The sequence below is a fragment of the Algimonas ampicilliniresistens genome (genome assembly GCF_030159955.1).
Classification (GTDB): Bacteria; Pseudomonadota; Alphaproteobacteria; order Caulobacterales; family Maricaulaceae; genus Litorimonas; species Litorimonas ampicilliniresistens.
In genome coordinates this window covers 47,246-64,530 of sequence record NZ_BSNK01000002.1, presented here as the reverse complement: position 1 = coordinate 64,530, position 17,285 = coordinate 47,246, and the positions used below count along the sequence as shown (strand labels likewise).

Here is a 17,285-nt window from a genome sequence, read left to right as displayed (position 1 = left end):
TGAAATGAGCACGGAAACGATAGTGGGCAGCCGAGGACTGGCCGATCTGTTAAAATCAGAAACGTGGGACCTGCACAAAGAGGCAGAGACAACGGGATTTATCAATCAAGTTCTTCGCGGCACCGCAAGCTTACCCAGCTATATCAGCTTTCTTAAAAACCTAAAGCCGATCTATGAAACGATGGAGAGCTCTAGAAGATGGCTTGAGACTTATCCCAGGCTTAAGCCCTACATCGGGGAACCTATTGCTCGAACGCACGCGATAGAAACTGATTTGGTGCATCTTCGCACATTTTGTAAAAAGCCTGTCTGCCCCGCTATTTCCCCAAACACTCTCACCTATCAAGCGGATATAAAAAAAGCTCTCATGCAAAATCATCCAGCCATGTTGGCGCATATTTATGTGCGCTATCTCGGAGACCTAAACGGAGGTCTGGTTTTGCAACGTCTTTTAGGAAAGAACTTTGGCCTTCCGGAAGAGTGCCTTAACTTTTACAACTTTCCAAAAATAGACAATGTTTCGGGCTTCAAAAAGGACTTTAGGAAGGCTCTCAACGACATCGCCTTGCCTGAGGACGATGAAGACAGGGCTATTGAAGCGGCGAAAAATGCGTTCCGTTTTAATGTAGCGTTATCGACCACATTGACGGGATAAAATCAGTCCGACACTTTAAGTGTCTGCAAAATTTAGGCGACTGTAAGCTACAATTAGTGAGCGTCCGTTTTTGCGCGTTTTAAGTCACTGAGCCAAAGTCGGTTTCTGCCGCCAAGCTGGACTAAACGACCTTCTCGGTAAATGTCTGTTTTGAAACCAATTTTGTGACGCGGTTACTTCGCGGTTACGAGTTCTAGATCGAAACTCATTCGACAAAGTTTCACGCTTCTTCACTAGAATTGACAAAAACGGCCGACACAACCCCCGATTTTCAAAGGCAATTCGGCTCACATTTCGTCAACAATCGTCAACTGTAGCGCACTGACCGAACATCCCAATTTTCATTTCCCAAGCTGAATGTCGTGGGTTCGAATCCCATCGCCCGCTCCATTTTCAAAACCCCCAAAATGGACAGTATCCACATCGCAAAATCGAGTCCTCTTAAAGGGCGTCGGTGCCGCAAATAGGCGACTCTGCATCGTGTGCCGAAAGGGCATCGGTTAAACAGATGTTCGATAATGATGCTATTTGAAAGGGTAGACATAAACCAGTCAGGCAGCTTTGCTTGTGCCACCGCAGAGATTGTCCTGGACGCCAAACACTAGCCCGTTCACCTGCCCGCCAAGGAACTTTACGAGATCTAGCTTGTCAATGATGTAGTCAACGCCAAGGTGGCTGGCACAACACAGGTAAGTCTGACTTATGTCTGCCGTCGCAATAACCATCGGCATCGCGCCTCTCGCTGCATTCATCATTGGGACGGTAAACTTGGCGTTAATCGATCTGCTTAAACGATTATCTAAAATGATAAGATCGAAGTCATTTTGATGAAGCTCAGGTATGGCCCGGCTGCACTTTGAGACGTGCGTTACGAAGCACTCTCGTTTCGTGACGGCCTTCAAAGCTCGCTTTATAATGATGGCTTCCTCGGGGTCGTCATCGACGAGAAGGACTTTGTAGTTTTGATCAATGGTGCCCATGCTCTGGCACCTAGCTCCGCTTAGTGAACAGGGTCTGAAATGTCTTAGTAAAGCGCGCGTTAATTACCGATACAAAGACACGGTCCGTTTCGATATTGATACCGACGCCTCAGTCTAATAAGCCATTCGCCAATGCGGATTTGAACTGGAACTTATCAACGACCTTATTGATGCCAAGACGAATTCGGTCTTTGAGGTGGTTTGAGTTGATGTCTTTCGAAATCACCACGATTGGCACATTGAAGGCTCTTTTCTGCAATTGCGGAATAGAATCGGCTGATGTCATGCCGCGCCCTAAACGATCATCCAACAGGATCAAATCGACAGGTTGTTCTGAGAGGTATGACTGTGCATCCGCTATATTCTGAGCATAGCCTAAACTGAAGTCGTCCCTAAATCGATCTTTCAATAGAAAGTTCACGAACATGAATTCATGTTTCTCATCATCGACTAGTAAAAAACGCCTCATATATTCAGCCTCTTGCACCTAGGGTTGCACGGCCCCCGTACACCATTACAGCTTGGTGAACAAGTGTTAACACATTGTATCAATTTGGACCATGGACGAAATGTCGCGATTTCTTTCGGCCTGTTTTGGCGTTCGTTCAGTGATTTTCGCATTAATCCGCCCTTAACCGCAAATATAGACCGACCATTAAATCCTGCCCATTAGATGGTTTTGCAGGGATAACTTATGTCTCAGATCATTTTGACGGATACCCGGAGTATTTAGTCAATCTGCCCTGATACAAATAGTTGGCACTTTCCCTTTAGTGGCCGTCTTCAGAAGACAGCTCACAGAGTGCCCGAGATTTTTAAGTTGGATTGTCGCTCCTGACGATCTCATAGACCTGATCTTAATCAGATCTATCAACGCGCCTTCATTCCGTGGACAGTGATGTCCATGAACAATGTCGCTTGGCTAAAAATCTCAGCGCCGCCGTTAAGGCTTGCGCCCAAACCTCAAAACTAAACTTCACATGATGGTTTCGGCCATCTTCATCTTACCGACCTCTGAAAGGAACTCAAAATGACCTTCACGTTTAAAAAAACAATGATAGCTTGCGTTGCGCTTTCGACTTTGTGTTTCGCCTCAACGGCGCATGCTGGGAACGCGTTTAACAAGTTTCCCACCCAGCCTTCGACGGCCACGACTCAAGGCCTTCAGGATTCAGCCTATATTGTCGTCAGTGATACCAAATCGGCTGTGACCACAACAAAACGTCGTATCAAACGGGTCGTTTTACCTGTGCCCAAAGCGCCATCTGCCCAAGTGTCATATGCTCTAGATACGGGCTCGACCAACCTGGACCGTGGTTTCAACAAAATGGTCCCACAGGCTAACAAGTCCATTACGACCATGCCGGTCCTTGTCGACAACCGCGCTTACACAGCTCGATAAAGAAGTAACGTGGACGGAAGTCCGCGATACGCTTTGGACGACCATTTAGGCTCCCACCTCATCCCAAATTGGATGGTCGTCCAAAGCATTTTCAGACCCTTCCTCACCCTATTCTACAGGAGAGCTCCATGTCTTTTTCACGCCATATCATTGCGGCACCTGGTGTATTCATTTTAGCGGCATGCGCCGTAGCAGATCCGCTGCCCTATGCTCAGCTGGAGAGCCCGCCCCCCACAGTGATTTATGTGAGTTCAGATTTTGCGGCAAAGAAGAAGCCGGAAGAGATTGCAAAAATGATGGCGGACGCCAGCCATATCACACCCCGCATCAAACCAGCCACTATGGCTTCTGTCCCGGCCTATAAAGACAAGGCACTACCATCTTTGACCAAAGCATCCGTCCAAATGCCTCAAGCCAAGAACCCTATATATTGGAACACCCATATCGTTGAAGCCGGCGACACTGCCTATAGTCTAAGCCGCCGCTTCTGTAGCCGGACGGAAGACATAAGGGCGTATAATGATTTGGACAGTCAATACTCACTTCAAGTAGGGCAAGCGATCATTCTGCCCCGGACGACGTGTTAGGCCTTCTGCTCGGTGTCGGCCAGATTATGCTGTACGAAACTGTGCGGCAAGATTATGGTTGAGCAGGGAGGGGCCGGACATGAGTTACGATCTCTCAGTGTTAGCTCAGTCTTAATCGGACCCCTTATAATATGCGATTTCGTCGCAGGAATCATGCATGTCTCCAACCCTAAATTCAATCCTAGACACCCATCCAGATCTTATCTGTCGGTATAATCCTTCGCTCGAATTCACTTATGCAAATTTAGCGATGGTAGAGTTTCTCGGCGCTAGCAAGGAAGAGGTCTTAGGATCGAATTTGTTGAGTTGGTATCCCGCAGACATCAAGAACAATATACTTTCAATCTATGACGTGATTACGCCTGAGCGCCCGTCGCAAACTCTAATACAAGCGAGCGATATGAAGACCGGCGCGTCCAGTATTCTTTGGACGACTATTGGCTTATTCGAGGGCGACGCTGTTAGAGAATACCAGTCTGTTGGTCGCAACATAACGGCCGAAGTCGAGCTTGAGCATAAATTAAAATCTCAGACCCAAACTCTTGATCGTGTTCAGACGGAATTACGATCAGTCTTAGACGCCGTGCCGTCTCGTATTTGGTACAAGGACGATAAAAACAACATTCTTCGTCTGAACCAAGCTGCGGCCTCATCCATGGGAATGACGGTCGCTGAAGTCGAAGGACAGAACACATACGACCTCTTTGGTGATGCAGCCAAAAGCTATCATGAAGCTGATCTGAAAGTCTTCGAGTCTGGCGTGGCGATCCGGGGTCTTATCGAAGCTTATACCCCTGAAACAGGGGAGTCGGGCTGGGTACAGACTGACAAAATTCCGTTCGACGACGATCCGGAAGAGCCACGAATTTTGGTTGTCTCGACCGACATCACCGAACTCAAGGAGCAGGAGGCTATCCTGAAATCAATCAACAAAAATCTTGATGACTTCGCCTCACTTGTTTCTCATGATTTGCAAGCTCCATTGCGGAAAATCGCCATTACAGCTCAACTGATGGAGCTTGAGCTTGGAGACCAATTACCCAAAAGCGCTGGGGATTATTTCAAGGACATTTCACAAGGCGTCAGCCACATGCGGACGCTTATCCAAAGTTTCTTGAAGTTTATGCGCGCATCACCGGATAGTGTAGCGCTGGACACGGTGAACCTAACAGCCCTTTTGCGGGAAATGGCTGATGAAGAAATGACAGAAGCCTTCAGTGATGCCGGCGGCACACTCAGTCTGCCTGACAATGATATCCTCGTGCGCGGCGATATGGATCTACTCAGGCAAATATTTGCGAACCTTCTAGGGAATTCGATCAAATACCGAGCCGCGGATCGCCCGATAGAGGTTGAGATCACTGCCAAAAAGGATCAGCAATTTTGGGCAATAACGGTTTCCGACAATGGAACGGGTATCGATGAGAACAGTTCCGAACAGATTTTTGATCTTTTTGGGCGGTCCAAACCTCATAAAGAAATCGAAGGATCAGGCATCGGCCTCGCACTCTGCCGTCGAATAATAACTTTGCATGGTGGAACAATCGAGCTAGTCTCTAAAAACACACCCGGAAGCTCTTTCAGGGTCAAACTCAATCGCGCGAGGCAAAGTGATGGATAAAGTCGTCATCATTGACGATAGCGATTTCGATCGCAAAATGATCATGAAAGCGATCTCTTCTGGGCGCTCAACGGTTTCGTTCACTGAACTCGAAAGCGGAGAGAATGCTGCCGACGTGATTGCACAAGAATGCCCAAAAATCACGATTCTTGATATTCGAATGCCTGGAATTGATGGTTTTGAAGTTCTTGCCAAAATTAGATCCAATCCTAAGTTCGACGATATACCGATTGTAATGATTTCGGGATCGGAAGAAGCTGCTGACCGCGCTTTGGCCACAAAACATGGTGCCGATGGCTACTACGTCAAACCTCCATCCGTGGCTGGTTACCTCTCTCTCGGTCAAAACATCTGCAGTCATTATCTCTGACGAAATTGCCGTTTTGATGGGTTAAAAGGTCAGGTGCTTACGGCGGCAAAGCAGTTGGCACGGTCATTCCCAGCGGCTGGACTACGATCACGATGGCCGACCTCCGAAGCGCAAAGACCTATGCGGAACGGGCTCAAGTCATTAATATTTATGTTCTTATATAGACAAGACAGGGCTCCCATCGCCTGCTCAATTTTTCCTCTTAAACAATCTCTATGCCGTCGAAGAGGGGGTCATTGTCCGCTCTTTCAACACGGTCTTCTATGGTTACTTCTGCATCCTCTAGGTCGCCGACTCGGGCGACATGGAATAACGCGTCACCTCGATTGACGATTGGCAAATTCGTGCGGCCAATGATCACGCCCGAATATTTGACGATCACCTCTTCTTCGACTTGGCCTAAAGGCCCTGCAATGCGAGCAATAACGGATCCTTTTTTAACCACATCGCCGAGGCTATAAGCGGCCCGCATGAGGCCTGACATGGGCGCACGAAGCCAATGGCTGGACGTAGGTTGCACCGGATCAACGACCGATTTTCGAGGCTTTAGCTTGGGCAACATGTCGATATGACGGATGACGCTCAGAACGCCTTTGACGCCGATACGAATAGCGGTCTCATCGAATCTTAAGGCTTCACCAGCCTCAAAGAGCAACATGTGGCAGCCAACGGATTGCGCGGCTTCACGCAGGGATCCATCCCGAAGATTAGAGTTCAGCATGACCGATGCTCCAAAGGCTGTCGCCATGCCTTTGACGACGGGATCATCTAGGTCAGCTCGGATTTGAGGTAGATTTTCGCGGTGTATGGCACCGGAATGAAGATCAATCCCAAACTGACATTTGGACACGATTTCCGTCATGAACGTATGTGCCAGTTGCGACGCCGGCGATCCTCCGCGATGGCCCGGGAAGACGCGATTTAGATCCCGGCGATCCGGTAGATAACGCGACATACCCAAGAAGCCGTAACCGTTCACAATCGGGATAAGGATGAGCGTCCCTTTGAGACGCGATAGCATCTTCATTCGCGATATCCGCCGGATGATTTCTACACCAATAATTTCATCGCCATGTATGGCGGCGCTGACAAAAAGCGTCGGTCCAGGTTTCTTGCCGTGAATGACCTGCAGCCGCAGCGTCATGTCCGTGTGGTCGGCCAAGCGGCTCAGTGGAAGAAGGACGGTTTGCTGCGTTCCAGGGTCAATGGAATGCGCCCCAATGAGGAAGGGGTCCCGCATTCTAGCCTTTACCTCGCGTGGTCGTTTTCCCAGGCTTTGCGCTCTTCTCAATGAAGTCGATGATCTTGCCCGCAACGTCAATGCCTGTCGCGTTTTCGATCCCCTCCAGGCCGGGCGATGAGTTGACCTCCATCACAACTGGGCCCCGAGAGGAACGGAGCAGATCCACACCGCAAACATTCAGACCCATAGCCTTGGCGGACCCAATCGCTGCGGCGCGTTCTGCGGGCGAAATTTTGATGGATTTAGCGGAGCCGCCGCGATGAAGGTTGGAGCGGAATTCCCCTTCCTTGCCTTTGCGAAGCATGGTTGCGATGACCTTGCCGTCGATAACTAAACACCGAACGTCTTCCCCGCCGGCTTCGGCGATAAACTCCTGAATCAGGATATTCGTATCAACGCCGCCAAACGCCTCAATGATACTCTCCGCTGCTCTATCAGTTTCGCTCAGCATGACGCCAATACCTTGCGTGCCTTCGATCAGTTTGATCACCACGGGTGCGCCCCCTGCGCGTTCAATAACCTCACTCGGATCATTGGTCTTATGCGCGAAGATTGTGCGGGGGAGTCCAATACCCCGCTTACTTAGCAATTGCAGACTGCGTAATTTGTCTCGCGAACGTGTAATCGCGACAGACTCATTGACGGGATAAACCCCCATGACTTCGAGCTGACGTAGTACGGCCGTCCCGTAAAATGTAACTGACGCTCCAATTCTGGGGATCACGGCGTCGTAAAGAGGGAGTTCCTCAGACTTATAAACTAGCTTGGATTGTCCAGACGATATGTCGATCAAGCACCGAAGGTGATCGATCACATCCATCGAATGGCCACGCTCTTCGGCGGCTTCGACTAATCGTCTGTGCGAATAGAGCTTGGGATTACGGCAAAGCAAAGCAAGTTTCATAATCGTCTCCTGAGAAAGAGAGACGATAACACGCCTTAGGCACGCGGTGTGGGCTCATTATTTATCAAAATCGCGACATCAGGATATAAGGGCCAAATCTTTGACCTGAATTGAAGGCTATTGCACAACCGCGCTGAGTGTTTCACTGTTGATGGGCTTATTAAATTTCACGCCCGCGAAGAAGTCGTTCTGCCATCTGACATGACCGGCATGCCAGATACCTTCGAGTTCAACCTGCACCTTGCCTTCATGCAAAATCCGGCCTGAATGCTCTAGTTTGAAGCCATTCATGGAGATATCGACAACAAACATTTCGGCTTGTTCCATTCCGAACCGGACTTGCACGGGCTTATGGAGAAGGCTTCGGGCCTCGCGGACCGTGCGGTTTTTGGCGCGACGCCGAAGGTAAAATCCGAGGGCTATCAGCGCTATTCCAAGCATTATCAGTGAAAACAGCGTGGTGCCGCCATCCATAAGGGCGCCGCGGGCGAGGCCCACCCCATTTGATTGTCCACCCGTTTCAGCGCCGCTACCAGAGCCGGGGTTCTTGGCTTGAAGATTGACGGTTTCTTCCCTGCGGTCTTCAACCGTTTTTTCGTCGGCGCCAGCGCCTCGCGCGGCATCGACAGGGATGTCCTCGTCCTCTTGGCTGAGTTCTTCATCGGGTCCGCAGCCCCAATGTTGATCCAAGGATTGCAGACTCCGCGCGAGATCTCGGTTGAGTCCGGTAATTAAGGTCTGTCGGGCGTAATCATCATAGCCGGATTTCGATCCGGCAATGGCTTCGCGAATGCTCGATAGATAAGCGCGGACGGCGGCGCTTTCATCCGCCAGCACGTCGCCGGTTTCCGGTGGGACAAGGGCTGGCAGTGATATTTGACCGACCAAATTTTCTAGTCTGGTAAAGTTTTCAAAATCGTTGCGATGGGTCTTATCGGCCTGAACTTTCCGGATGAGTGAGGCGGTTCTCATGACCGCACTGATCGTATCGCAGGCGGGTTCGGCTCTTGCGGTTTGGACGCCGCTCAATGTCAGGACTATGCCGAATATGATGCCTGTGCGTATCATTGCGGCACATCTATGCGCGATTGAGGTTAAATTACCATTTCGAGCAAAGGCGGAGCTGTTGCGGGTTTTTCTCCACTGACAGCCGTGGCGCATCCGAACATATGGCTTGTATCGCGAACCATCAGCCCGTGCTTGCGGAGCTGTTCGCCGAATTCACGGATATTTCCAAACCGTGTGCTATATTGGCCGATCATCGAGAAATCCTGCGCACCACGCAGCATGAGCCGTTCGACCATCGGCAGTACGCGCGTCAAATGGAAGAGGTAGAGAGGCCTCAACCACCAGCCTTTTGGATCAGACGCCTCGATCATTGCAAACCGACCTCCGGGCTTCAGGATATGGTCGACGAGCGCGGCCAAACGGGCTTGTTGATATGGATCGAACGTTTTCAAACCGAAAGTGGAAACGACAAAGTCTGCACTCGCCTCGGGTAACGCGCTTTCCAGAACATCGTCGCGAATGAAGTCTATTTTGTGAGCTCGGTGCTTGTGAAGCCTATCCATCGCTCGCTCATGCATGCCGGTCGAAATATCGACGGCGGTAATAGCCGCGATGTCGGAATGACGTTTCAGAAGATGTGGCCAGACTTCGCCGGTTCCCGCCATGAGGTCGTAGCCTTTGGCGCCACTAGACGAGGTGAGTGCGAGCAGGTTTACGCATTGGGAGCGCCAACGTTCGGTGAATCCTAATGAGCAGAGATAGCTAAAGGCGATATAGGTTCCAGAACATCGATCAAACACATCTTTGACGAAGGCCGGGTCATATATCGACCCGCTCCGTTTGGTCGTTTCCAGTGTGGTATCGATGTGGCTCACCCGACCGCCATAGGGGCGGTTCGGGCTCGCCTCAACGATCTACTTTGCTTCATGATCCCGAACAAGTTGATCCATGAAACGGACACCCCAACCGGCATGGCCTTTGGGTGCCGTCGGGGTTGCGCTATCACGCCAATCCACGCCGGCGATATCGAGGTGAACCCATGGCTGATCCGCGTCCACGAATGTTCCGACGACGGCGGCCCCGATTGAGGCTCCGGGATTGCCGGCAGTCGATTTGATATCGGCAATGTCTGAATCAATTTGAGTGAAGTGGCTGTCATGTAACGGAAGTGGCCAAACATCTTCACCAGACCGCTTGCCAATATCCATCATCTCAACGGACAGGTCGAAATCACGGGTGATCACCGCACCATAATTGTCGCCCATGGCTCGCGCGGCCGACCCGGTCAGGGTGGCAATATTGACGAGCAATTCAGGGTCATACTTATCCTGCGCATAGGCGACAGCGTCAGCCAAGAGAAGGCGGCCTTCTGCGTCCGTCGACATGACTTCAATCGTCGTGCCGTTATAGGTCGATAGAACATCGCCAGGGCGGATCGCCCGACTACCCGGCATGTTTTCAGCCAATGGCATCAGCCCAACCAGATTGATGTCGGCACCACGTTTCGCGGTCGCAAGCAAGGTTCCGGCGACCGCAGCGGCACCGGACAAATCAGACTTCATTAGCCACTGACCGGTATTGGGTTTCAAGCTGATTCCGCCTGTGTCGAACGTGATCCCCTTGCCGACCAAGGCAATAGGTGCGTCCGTTCGGTCTGCACCGCGATAGTCTAGGATCAGCATGCGAGGATCATGAACAGACCCTTGGCCGACGCCAACGATGCCGCCCATGCCTTCACGCTCAAGGTCATTCAACTCCAATACGGTCACACGCAGGCCGGGAATGCCGCGCGCCTCTGCACGAACACGTTTGACGAATTCTTCCGGATAAACCGCCATTCCAGGCTCATTGCCCAGATCGCGCGTTAGCCGGATTCCATCGGCAAGGCCGTCATAATCGCGCTTCATCACAGCGTCTTCGGCAGCTGGGTTCGCGGTGACAATAATCACATTACGGTCATCATTCGGCATATCAATGACGCCCTTTTTGCCAGTCTTGCCGGTTTTGTAGGTTAGGAAACTATAGTCGCCGAGCTTATAGCCCATAGCGATTTCCGCGCTTGGCAGAGCTGCTGCCGTGTTTAGGCCGGTCGCAATGATGGCGATGGTCTCCTCGCCCGGAGCTTTGACCGTATGCCCACCAAGGTCATGCAACTGACGACGGGAAAGAGCTTCGTTCCCCGTACCAATTACAGTCACTGCGTCGAAATCACCAAGGCCATAGAAAGTTTCATGTTTGCCGAAGGCTCCGCCAAATCCCGAAGATTTCAGCGCCTGATTCAATGCGGCCACATCCTCAATATCCATGAGCTCACCAATATCGGGCAAGCTTAGAGTTTGATCGAGATAGAGAACAATATTGGACGCGTCAGCCTCAGATAGAGAGCTGAAAGTAATCTTATCGGCCGCCAATGTAGCTGGAGCAACGGAGAGAGAAAGGGCGAGCGCGAGAGAGGCTTTAAGCGCGCGGGAACGTGTAAGTGGCATGGGTGAGCTCCTGTTCATGAGAGTTTGTTTTAGGGCTTGAGTGCAGAAACAATGTCCCGACACGGCGGAAACTCCAAGCTATACTGCCTATAGTTTTCTCCCTTAACTTAGGCGCACGTCTGTTTCGGGTTGCAGGAGCGCTTCCGCAGCGCTCGACAGAATATGCCCGATAGTCTGAAATTTGGGTGAGAGCGGCGAAGTCGGGCGCCAGAGTAAGGCAATGTCGCGTATGGCTTCCGGCGCTTCGATCCGACGGATGACAAGGCCCGGATCCTCGCGGGCTTCGGATCTGGTGTATAGGCTTGGCAGAACGGCAACCGATCCGCCCATCGCGGCCATCTGACGAACGGCGTCTAGACTCGTTCCTTCATATTCAGAGCTGATCTGCGCACCGGCGATTTCGGCAAGACGTCCGACTAGGACCGATAATTTGTGTCCATATCCGAGCGTTAAAAGGTCACGACCCGACAGCTCCGTCAAGCTGACTGGTCCGCTCTCACGGGCTAAGGGGTCATCTGGCGCGACTCCAATGAAGAGGTTTTCACGGAATAGTTTCATGTGGCGCATGGTTCGATGATCTTCCGGCGTCGAGATCACCACGTCTAATCGCCCATCCTCTAAGTGCGCTTGCAGATCGACGGTCCGTTCCTCTCGCACAACAATACGAAGTTCAGGGTAGAGCTTGTGCAATCGGCGCACGGCCAGAGGCAGCAAATAGGGACCAATTGACGGCAATGTGCCTAGCCTGATCCGCCCGGCGAGTGTCTGTCCGGCTTCCCGTGCGAGCGTTCGAAACGCGTCCATATCGCGCAGGATAATTCGGGCCCGACCAGCGAGTTCTTGTCCGATGGGTGTTAGGGGCGCCCCTCCGCGACCGCGTTCGACTAAAATCGTATCGAGCACTTCTTCCATGTCGCGTAATTGTGTCGATAGGGATGGCTGCGAGACATGGGATAGTTTCGCCGCTCCAGAGAATGTCCCCGCCTCATCAATGGCCACAAGATACTGCAACTGTCGCAGAGTTGGTTTCATCGAAAAGCCTTTTGCGAGGTATATAGTCAAAAACTATAGAATCTATTCAATACTTATTATCTCCCTAAACCGAGTTCATGCGTATTTCAACTGAGAGAACACGAAAAGGAGATCAAAATCATGTTCCGCCTGAAGCAAGCCTTGTCCCAAAGTGAATTCCTTGCTGGATTTTCCGCCCGTGCCGAACCGGCATTGAGGCCGATTCCGATTGCAGTCGAACCGACTGATGTTCCGAGGCGGTTGTCTCGTCGTCGTCGCCCGTCGCGCGTTTACGTTCAGATCCACGGCGTATGATTAAAGGTCCGCAAAATTAATTTCAAAAGATAGTTCCCAGAGGAGAGTGTCATGACCCGATTAACCGCCGCCTTATGGAAGGGTAAAGCCGAACTGACCTTGATCGGGCTTGTCGTGTTGATTGGTGTGACTGCCTAACAGTCCCCTCGGTCGCGTCATGCGGCCAATTTTGACCCCTTGCCGCGTCCGGTTCCCCTGCCGGGCGCGGTTTCTTACTTGAATTCATTCTTTAAATCCGCACTTTGCGAGCCGACTGAGACGATTAACGGCCTCTGTCGCAAGATCGCTATATCCGAGAGTTTCTCATGACCGACACACCGCAGCCCAGCCGCTATGCGCCGCGCTCGATCCGACAGCGCGTGATGGACTTTATCCATCTAGAAGCATCAGGCGGGATCGTCCTGATGTTCATGGCGCTTTTGGCGCTGCTTGCGAACAACTCTCTGATGGCGTCCGGCTATACCGGAATTCTAGACACGACTGTGAAGGTACAGTTTGGCGATTTCATTATTCAGAAGCCGTTCCTGCTCTGGATCAATGACGGGCTTATGGCGATCTTCTTCTTCCTTGTCGGATTGGAAGTTAAACGCGAGGTTCTGGACGGTGAATTATCCTCATTGGATAAAGCAGCCTTACCGATCTTTGCGGCTGTTGGTGGCATCGCCGTGCCAGCCATGGTCTATCTCGGCTTCAACTATTCAGATCCGGTCACGTCCCAAGGTTGGGCTATTCCGGCGGCGACTGATATTGCCTTCGCACTTGGTATTTTGGCTTTGTTGGGACCTCGTGTTCCCGCATCATTGAAGATATTCCTTCTGGCTGTTGCAATTATCGATGATCTGGCTGCGATCATCATTATTGCGCTTTTCTACACGCAGGATCTGAGCCTTGTCGCGCTCGGCTGGGCCGGGGTGGGCACGGTCGGACTAATATTGCTCAACCGGTTCGGTGTTATGCGTATTCTTCCTTATGCGCTGATTGGCGTGTTCGTTTGGGCCGCCGTTCTGAAGTCAGGTGTTCACGCCACGCTGGCGGGAGTTGTGACGGCGCTAGCCATCCCATTGGCGCGCCCTGACCCTGAAACGCCGTCTCCCTTGAGCCGCGCGGAGCATGGCCTGCATATCTGGGTCGCATTCCTCATCCTTCCGCTCTTTGCTTTCGCCAATGCGGGTGTGTCTTTGAAAGGTATGTCGTTCGCCGATCTACTGTCGCCCGTCCCGCTCGGGATCGCTTTAGGTTTGTTTATCGGTAAGCAGATCGGGGTCTTCAGCTTGTGCTGGATCGCCGTAAAAGCAGGGTGGGCTAAGCTCCCTGAGGGGGCGAACTGGGTGCAGGTCTACGCTGTTGCCTGCCTGACCGGTGTTGGTTTCACCATGTCGCTCTTTATCGGCACGTTGGCCTTTGATGACCCACAGCTTCTTAACGGTGTCCGTCTGGGTGTCCTGATGGGGTCGATTGCCTCGGGTATACTTGGCTATATGCTGTTGCGGGTCTTCTGTAAGAGTGACGCAACCGAATCGGAAACGCCTGTCGCCGATCCGACTTAAGCAACCTAAATCAGACGCGCTGGAGCGACCATGAATACTCACGCCGAAGCGACTCCCGGAGGGGCTGAAGCCGGACCGAAAAAGCTCGATAAGAACCTCAAGCTGTTCGATGTTTATGCGATGTCGACAGGTGCGATGTTTAGCTCGGGTCTGTTCCTGCTGCCGGGTATTGCGGCGGCGGCGACCGGTAATTCGGTGTTCTTGGCCTATTTCTTTGCCGGGTTCCTGATCCTGCCCGCCATGTATTGTATGGCGGAGCTCAGCACCGCTATGCCAAAGGCAGGCGGAACCTATTATTTCCTCGATCGGGCCATGGGTCCACTCATGGGAACGATTGGGGGTCTTGGCTCTTGGGTTGCGGTCGTCTTTAAATCGGCCTTCGCCTTAGTCGGCATGGGGGCCTATCTCGGTCTTTATCTCGACCTGCCGTTTGAGATCACAGCGATCATTCTCGCCATCGCGTTTGGTGCTGTGAATATCGCAGGCGCGAAAGAGACGACGAAGTTGCAGCGCGTACTTGTGACGACCTTGGTCGCGATCCTGGTTGGGTTTACACTGCTGGGTCTGAAGGCGGCACTTGAGAAGAACGGGTCGTTGATCGTGTTTGACCCAGCCTATGGCGATTTCTTCAAAGGCGGTTTGGTTGGGTTCGTTTCGACGATTGGCCTCGTCTTCGTCTCTTATGCGGGTCTGACCAAGGTCGCGTCCGTTGCTGAAGAGGTGGAAAATCCTGACCGGAATATTCCGCTCGGCATGACCTTGTCTCTGTTGACAGCGACAGTGCTCTACACGTTGGGGACAGTCGTCTTAATCAAAATCCTGCCCGGCGAAGAATTGTTCGGTAGTCTGACGCCCATCGCTGATGCGGGTCGTGTCTTCATGGGGGACTGGCCATTTGATATTGGCGTTATTCTGATCGTCATCGCGGCCATTGCCGCCTTTGCCTCGACTGGCAATGCCGGCATTATGAGCGCGTCGCGCTACCCCTACGCCATGGCGAAGGACAAGTTAGTGCCAGAGAAGTTGGCCGAACTGGGAAAATTCAAGACGCCGACATTCTCAATTCTGCTGACGGTCGCGGTCATGATTGTGGTCATCATCATCTTTGATGTGGCCTCCGTCGCCAAGCTCGCCTCCGCCTTCCAGCTTCTGCTCTTCATGCTGGTCTGTGCGGCGGTCATGGTGATGCGGGAGTCGCGCATCCCAACCTATAAGCCTGGCTTCAAAGTCCCGCTTTATCCGTGGATGCCCATTGCCGGTATATTGATCAGCTTCTGGCTGATTATCGAAATGGGCACGATGGCCATCGCCTTCACGGGCATGATGGTGATTGCTTGCGTCGTTTGGTACAACACCTATGCTTCCCGCCGCGTTGAACGCCGTGGTGCCATTTTCCATGTGCATGAGCGATTGGGTCGGAACGCCTATGAGGGTCTTGAGCATGAATTGATGACGATCATCAATGATCGGACCCAAGCGGAGAATCTGTCTTATGAAGCCGTGATTGCACGCTCTCTGGTCACTGACTTCCGCTATGGCCGTTATGATTTCGATCAGCTCGTCGATTTGATGGCCGTCGAAGGCGAGGCGCGTTACAAAATTGAGCCAGAGCAGACCCGCGCCGTGATTGCGACGACACCTCCAATCTTCCGCCCGATCAGCGACGGTGTCCGTCTGACCCGCTATGTTGATAGTCGCGTGACTGAACCGGAGCTTTTCATCTTCCGCTTTGGTCCAAAGGCACGGCTCGAAATGGAACTCGACAATGCAGATGACGTGCACACGCTGATGGTTTTACTATGCCCTGCCAAGCCCGCTGGGCTTGATATGCGCATCGGTGGCCACTTGGCAGAAATTGTCCAAGGTGAAGGTTTTGAACGGCGTTGGTTGTCAGCCCGGTCCGAAGCCGAGTTGAATGACGTGCTCGTTCGCGATGACCACTTCCTCCATGTGCCAATCGCTGACCTGCCGCGCCTAAAAGCCCAAGTCGGTCGACCGGTCGGCGATCTGGCGGGCTTAGGTGACGTTGTTGTGGCGCTGATTGAGCGCGGCGATAAAACCATGATTGCAACATCCGACAACGTCCTCATGGACGGGGATGTGGTTGCATTGGTAGGGGAGCCGAGCGACTTAATGACGCTGCGCGGTGCTTCTGCCCAATTGCCCGAGGAAGAAGAATGAACGCCCTCGACACCTTGCTTTCGCCGGTCGTATTATTTTTCGCGCTTGGCCTTTGTGCGGCACTGTTACGCTCACCGATGAGCGTCCCGCAGAGTTTCGCCAAGGGTCTCGCCATCTATCTGATGATGGCTATCGGCTTGAAGGGCGGCGTAGAAATGTCCAAGACCGCCATAGATGGGCAGGTTTTTGCAGTGTTCGGTGCGGCCACGATACTGTCTTTCGGGATGCCCCTTATCGCTTATGCCGCGCTGAGGTTTACGAGCGGATTGTCGAAAACGGACGCGGCCGCAACGGCGGGCCATTATGGGTCGATCTCGATTGTGACGTTCGTTGCTGCAATTGAGGCTTTGCGCATCGCGGGCGTGCCAAGCTCCGGTTATCTGGTCGCCGTGGCTGCAATCATGGAAACCCCGGCAATCATCACGGCGCTTTGGCTCGCTATGCGCGGGAGCAAAAAATCTGATGCAGATGAGGTCGCTCGCGACAAGGGCGAGTTGGCGCGCGAAGTGCTACTCAATGCCTCCATCGTTGTCCTTCTCGGCGCACTGGTGATCGGTGCGGTTGCAGGGGCTGAGGGTTATGAGCGTCTGTCACCTTTCTTCACCGCACCGTTCCAGGGTATTCTCTGCCTCTTCATGCTCGATATGGGGTTGAATGCTGGTCGGGGCCTGCGCCGTGGCTGGCGGAAGTTGGGTGTCGCGCCGATTCTCTTTGGTATCTACATGCCGCTGATCGGTGCGAGCATTGCGGCCGTTTGCTGCATTCTGATCGGGCTACAGCCGGGCGATATGGCTCTGCTGATGGTGCTGTCGGCATCAGCCTCTTACATCGCAGTGCCTGCTGCCATGCGGCTCGCGCTGCCAGAATCGGACCCGTCCGTCTATCTGACGCTATCGCTGGGCGTGACGTTTCCCTTCAATATCGCGCTCGGTATTCCGCTCTATATCGCCGCCGCTTCCATGCTAGCTGGGTAGG

General features: G+C 52.5%; 17 protein-coding genes. 9 read left to right on the top strand and 8 right to left on the bottom strand.

All coding sequences use genetic code 11. The features are described from left to right. The first annotated feature begins 4 nt into the window (after positions 1-4). Positions 5-655: a biliverdin-producing heme oxygenase gene (locus QQL54_RS08345; protein ID WP_284389548.1), complete on the top strand. Its 651-nt coding sequence runs from the start codon at positions 5-7 to the stop codon at positions 653-655. Between the two features lie 551 nt (positions 656-1,206). Here the strand turns inward: QQL54_RS08345 and QQL54_RS08340 are convergent. Continuing rightward, positions 1,207-1,635 carry a response regulator gene (locus tag QQL54_RS08340; protein WP_284389546.1) on the bottom strand — a complete coding sequence of 143 codons (429 nt, stop codon included), beginning with the start codon at positions 1,633-1,635 and terminating at the stop codon, positions 1,207-1,209. A gap of 109 nt (positions 1,636-1,744) precedes the next feature. Beyond that, entirely contained in the window at positions 1,745-2,104 is a 360-nt protein-coding gene (locus tag QQL54_RS08335; RefSeq protein WP_284389544.1) for a response regulator, read from the bottom strand. Positions 2,105-2,665: 561 nt separating this feature from the next. Between QQL54_RS08335 and QQL54_RS08330 the strand changes: the two genes are divergently transcribed. The 4 genes from QQL54_RS08330 to QQL54_RS08315 all read left to right on the top strand — a co-directional run bounded on the left by QQL54_RS08330 (position 2,666) and on the right by QQL54_RS08315 (position 5,615). Continuing rightward, positions 2,666-3,037 (top strand): hypothetical protein, encoded by a 372-nt coding sequence (locus tag QQL54_RS08330; RefSeq protein WP_284389541.1) that lies wholly within the window; start codon positions 2,666-2,668, stop codon positions 3,035-3,037. 128 nt (positions 3,038-3,165) lie between these two features. Next, positions 3,166-3,624 carry a LysM peptidoglycan-binding domain-containing protein gene (locus tag QQL54_RS08325; RefSeq protein WP_284389539.1) on the top strand — a complete coding sequence of 153 codons (459 nt, stop codon included), beginning with the start codon at positions 3,166-3,168 and terminating at the stop codon, positions 3,622-3,624. 157 nt (positions 3,625-3,781) lie between these two features. Next, the gene (locus tag QQL54_RS08320) at positions 3,782-5,245 is read left to right on the top strand and encodes a PAS domain-containing sensor histidine kinase (protein WP_348520727.1); all 1,464 of its coding nucleotides are present in this window, start codon (positions 3,782-3,784) and stop codon (positions 5,243-5,245) included. After that, a complete protein-coding gene (locus QQL54_RS08315) occupies positions 5,238-5,615 on the top strand; it encodes a response regulator (protein WP_284389537.1) in 378 nt (125 codons plus the stop codon). Before QQL54_RS08320 ends, QQL54_RS08315 begins: the two co-directional genes overlap by 8 nt. 202 nt (positions 5,616-5,817) lie before the next feature. On the opposite strand, the gene QQL54_RS08310 is transcribed toward QQL54_RS08315, so the two are convergent. From QQL54_RS08310 to QQL54_RS08285, 6 genes are all read right to left on the bottom strand, one after another. Further along, entirely contained in the window at positions 5,818-6,855 is a 1,038-nt protein-coding gene (locus QQL54_RS08310) for a succinylglutamate desuccinylase/aspartoacylase family protein (RefSeq protein WP_284389535.1), read from the bottom strand. Position 6,856: 1 nt separating this feature from the next. Then, positions 6,857-7,762 (bottom strand): 30S ribosomal protein S6--L-glutamate ligase, encoded by a 906-nt coding sequence (gene rimK / locus QQL54_RS08305; RefSeq protein ID WP_284389534.1) that lies wholly within the window; start codon positions 7,760-7,762, stop codon positions 6,857-6,859. A gap of 117 nt (positions 7,763-7,879) precedes the next feature. Further along, positions 7,880-8,830, bottom strand: a complete 951-nt coding sequence (locus QQL54_RS08300; RefSeq protein ID WP_284389533.1) for a PilZ domain-containing protein — start codon at positions 8,828-8,830, stop codon at positions 7,880-7,882. Between the two features lie 26 nt (positions 8,831-8,856). Continuing rightward, a complete protein-coding gene (locus QQL54_RS08295) occupies positions 8,857-9,645 on the bottom strand; it encodes a class I SAM-dependent methyltransferase (RefSeq protein ID WP_284389532.1) in 789 nt (262 codons plus the stop codon). A 39-nt stretch (positions 9,646-9,684) separates the two neighbouring features. Continuing rightward, positions 9,685-11,256, bottom strand: coding sequence for a leucyl aminopeptidase family protein (locus QQL54_RS08290; protein ID WP_284389529.1), 1,572 nt, complete (start codon positions 11,254-11,256; stop codon positions 9,685-9,687). Positions 11,257-11,358: 102 nt separating this feature from the next. After that, entirely contained in the window at positions 11,359-12,288 is a 930-nt protein-coding gene (locus QQL54_RS08285) for a hydrogen peroxide-inducible genes activator (RefSeq protein ID WP_284389527.1), read from the bottom strand. A 120-nt stretch (positions 12,289-12,408) separates the two neighbouring features. On the opposite strand from QQL54_RS08285, the gene QQL54_RS08280 reads away from it, so the two are divergent. The 4 genes from QQL54_RS08280 to QQL54_RS08265 all read left to right on the top strand — a co-directional run bounded on the left by QQL54_RS08280 (position 12,409) and on the right by QQL54_RS08265 (position 17,284). Beyond that, on the top strand, positions 12,409-12,582 hold the full coding sequence (locus QQL54_RS08280) for a hypothetical protein (RefSeq protein WP_284389525.1): 174 nt from the start codon (positions 12,409-12,411) through the stop codon (positions 12,580-12,582). Positions 12,583-12,887: 305 nt separating this feature from the next. Continuing rightward, a complete protein-coding gene (gene nhaA / locus QQL54_RS08275; RefSeq protein ID WP_284389524.1) occupies positions 12,888-14,129 on the top strand; it encodes a Na+/H+ antiporter NhaA in 1,242 nt (413 codons plus the stop codon). Positions 14,130-14,159: 30 nt separating this feature from the next. Beyond that, complete coding sequence (locus tag QQL54_RS08270) at positions 14,160-16,310, top strand: APC family permease (protein WP_284389522.1); 2,151 nt, start codon at positions 14,160-14,162, stop codon at positions 16,308-16,310. After that, on the top strand, positions 16,307-17,284 hold the full coding sequence (locus tag QQL54_RS08265) for a sodium-dependent bicarbonate transport family permease (protein ID WP_284389519.1): 978 nt from the start codon (positions 16,307-16,309) through the stop codon (positions 17,282-17,284). The genes QQL54_RS08270 and QQL54_RS08265 overlap by 4 nt, the downstream gene beginning before the upstream one ends. The last annotated feature ends 1 nt before the right edge of the window (position 17,285 follow it).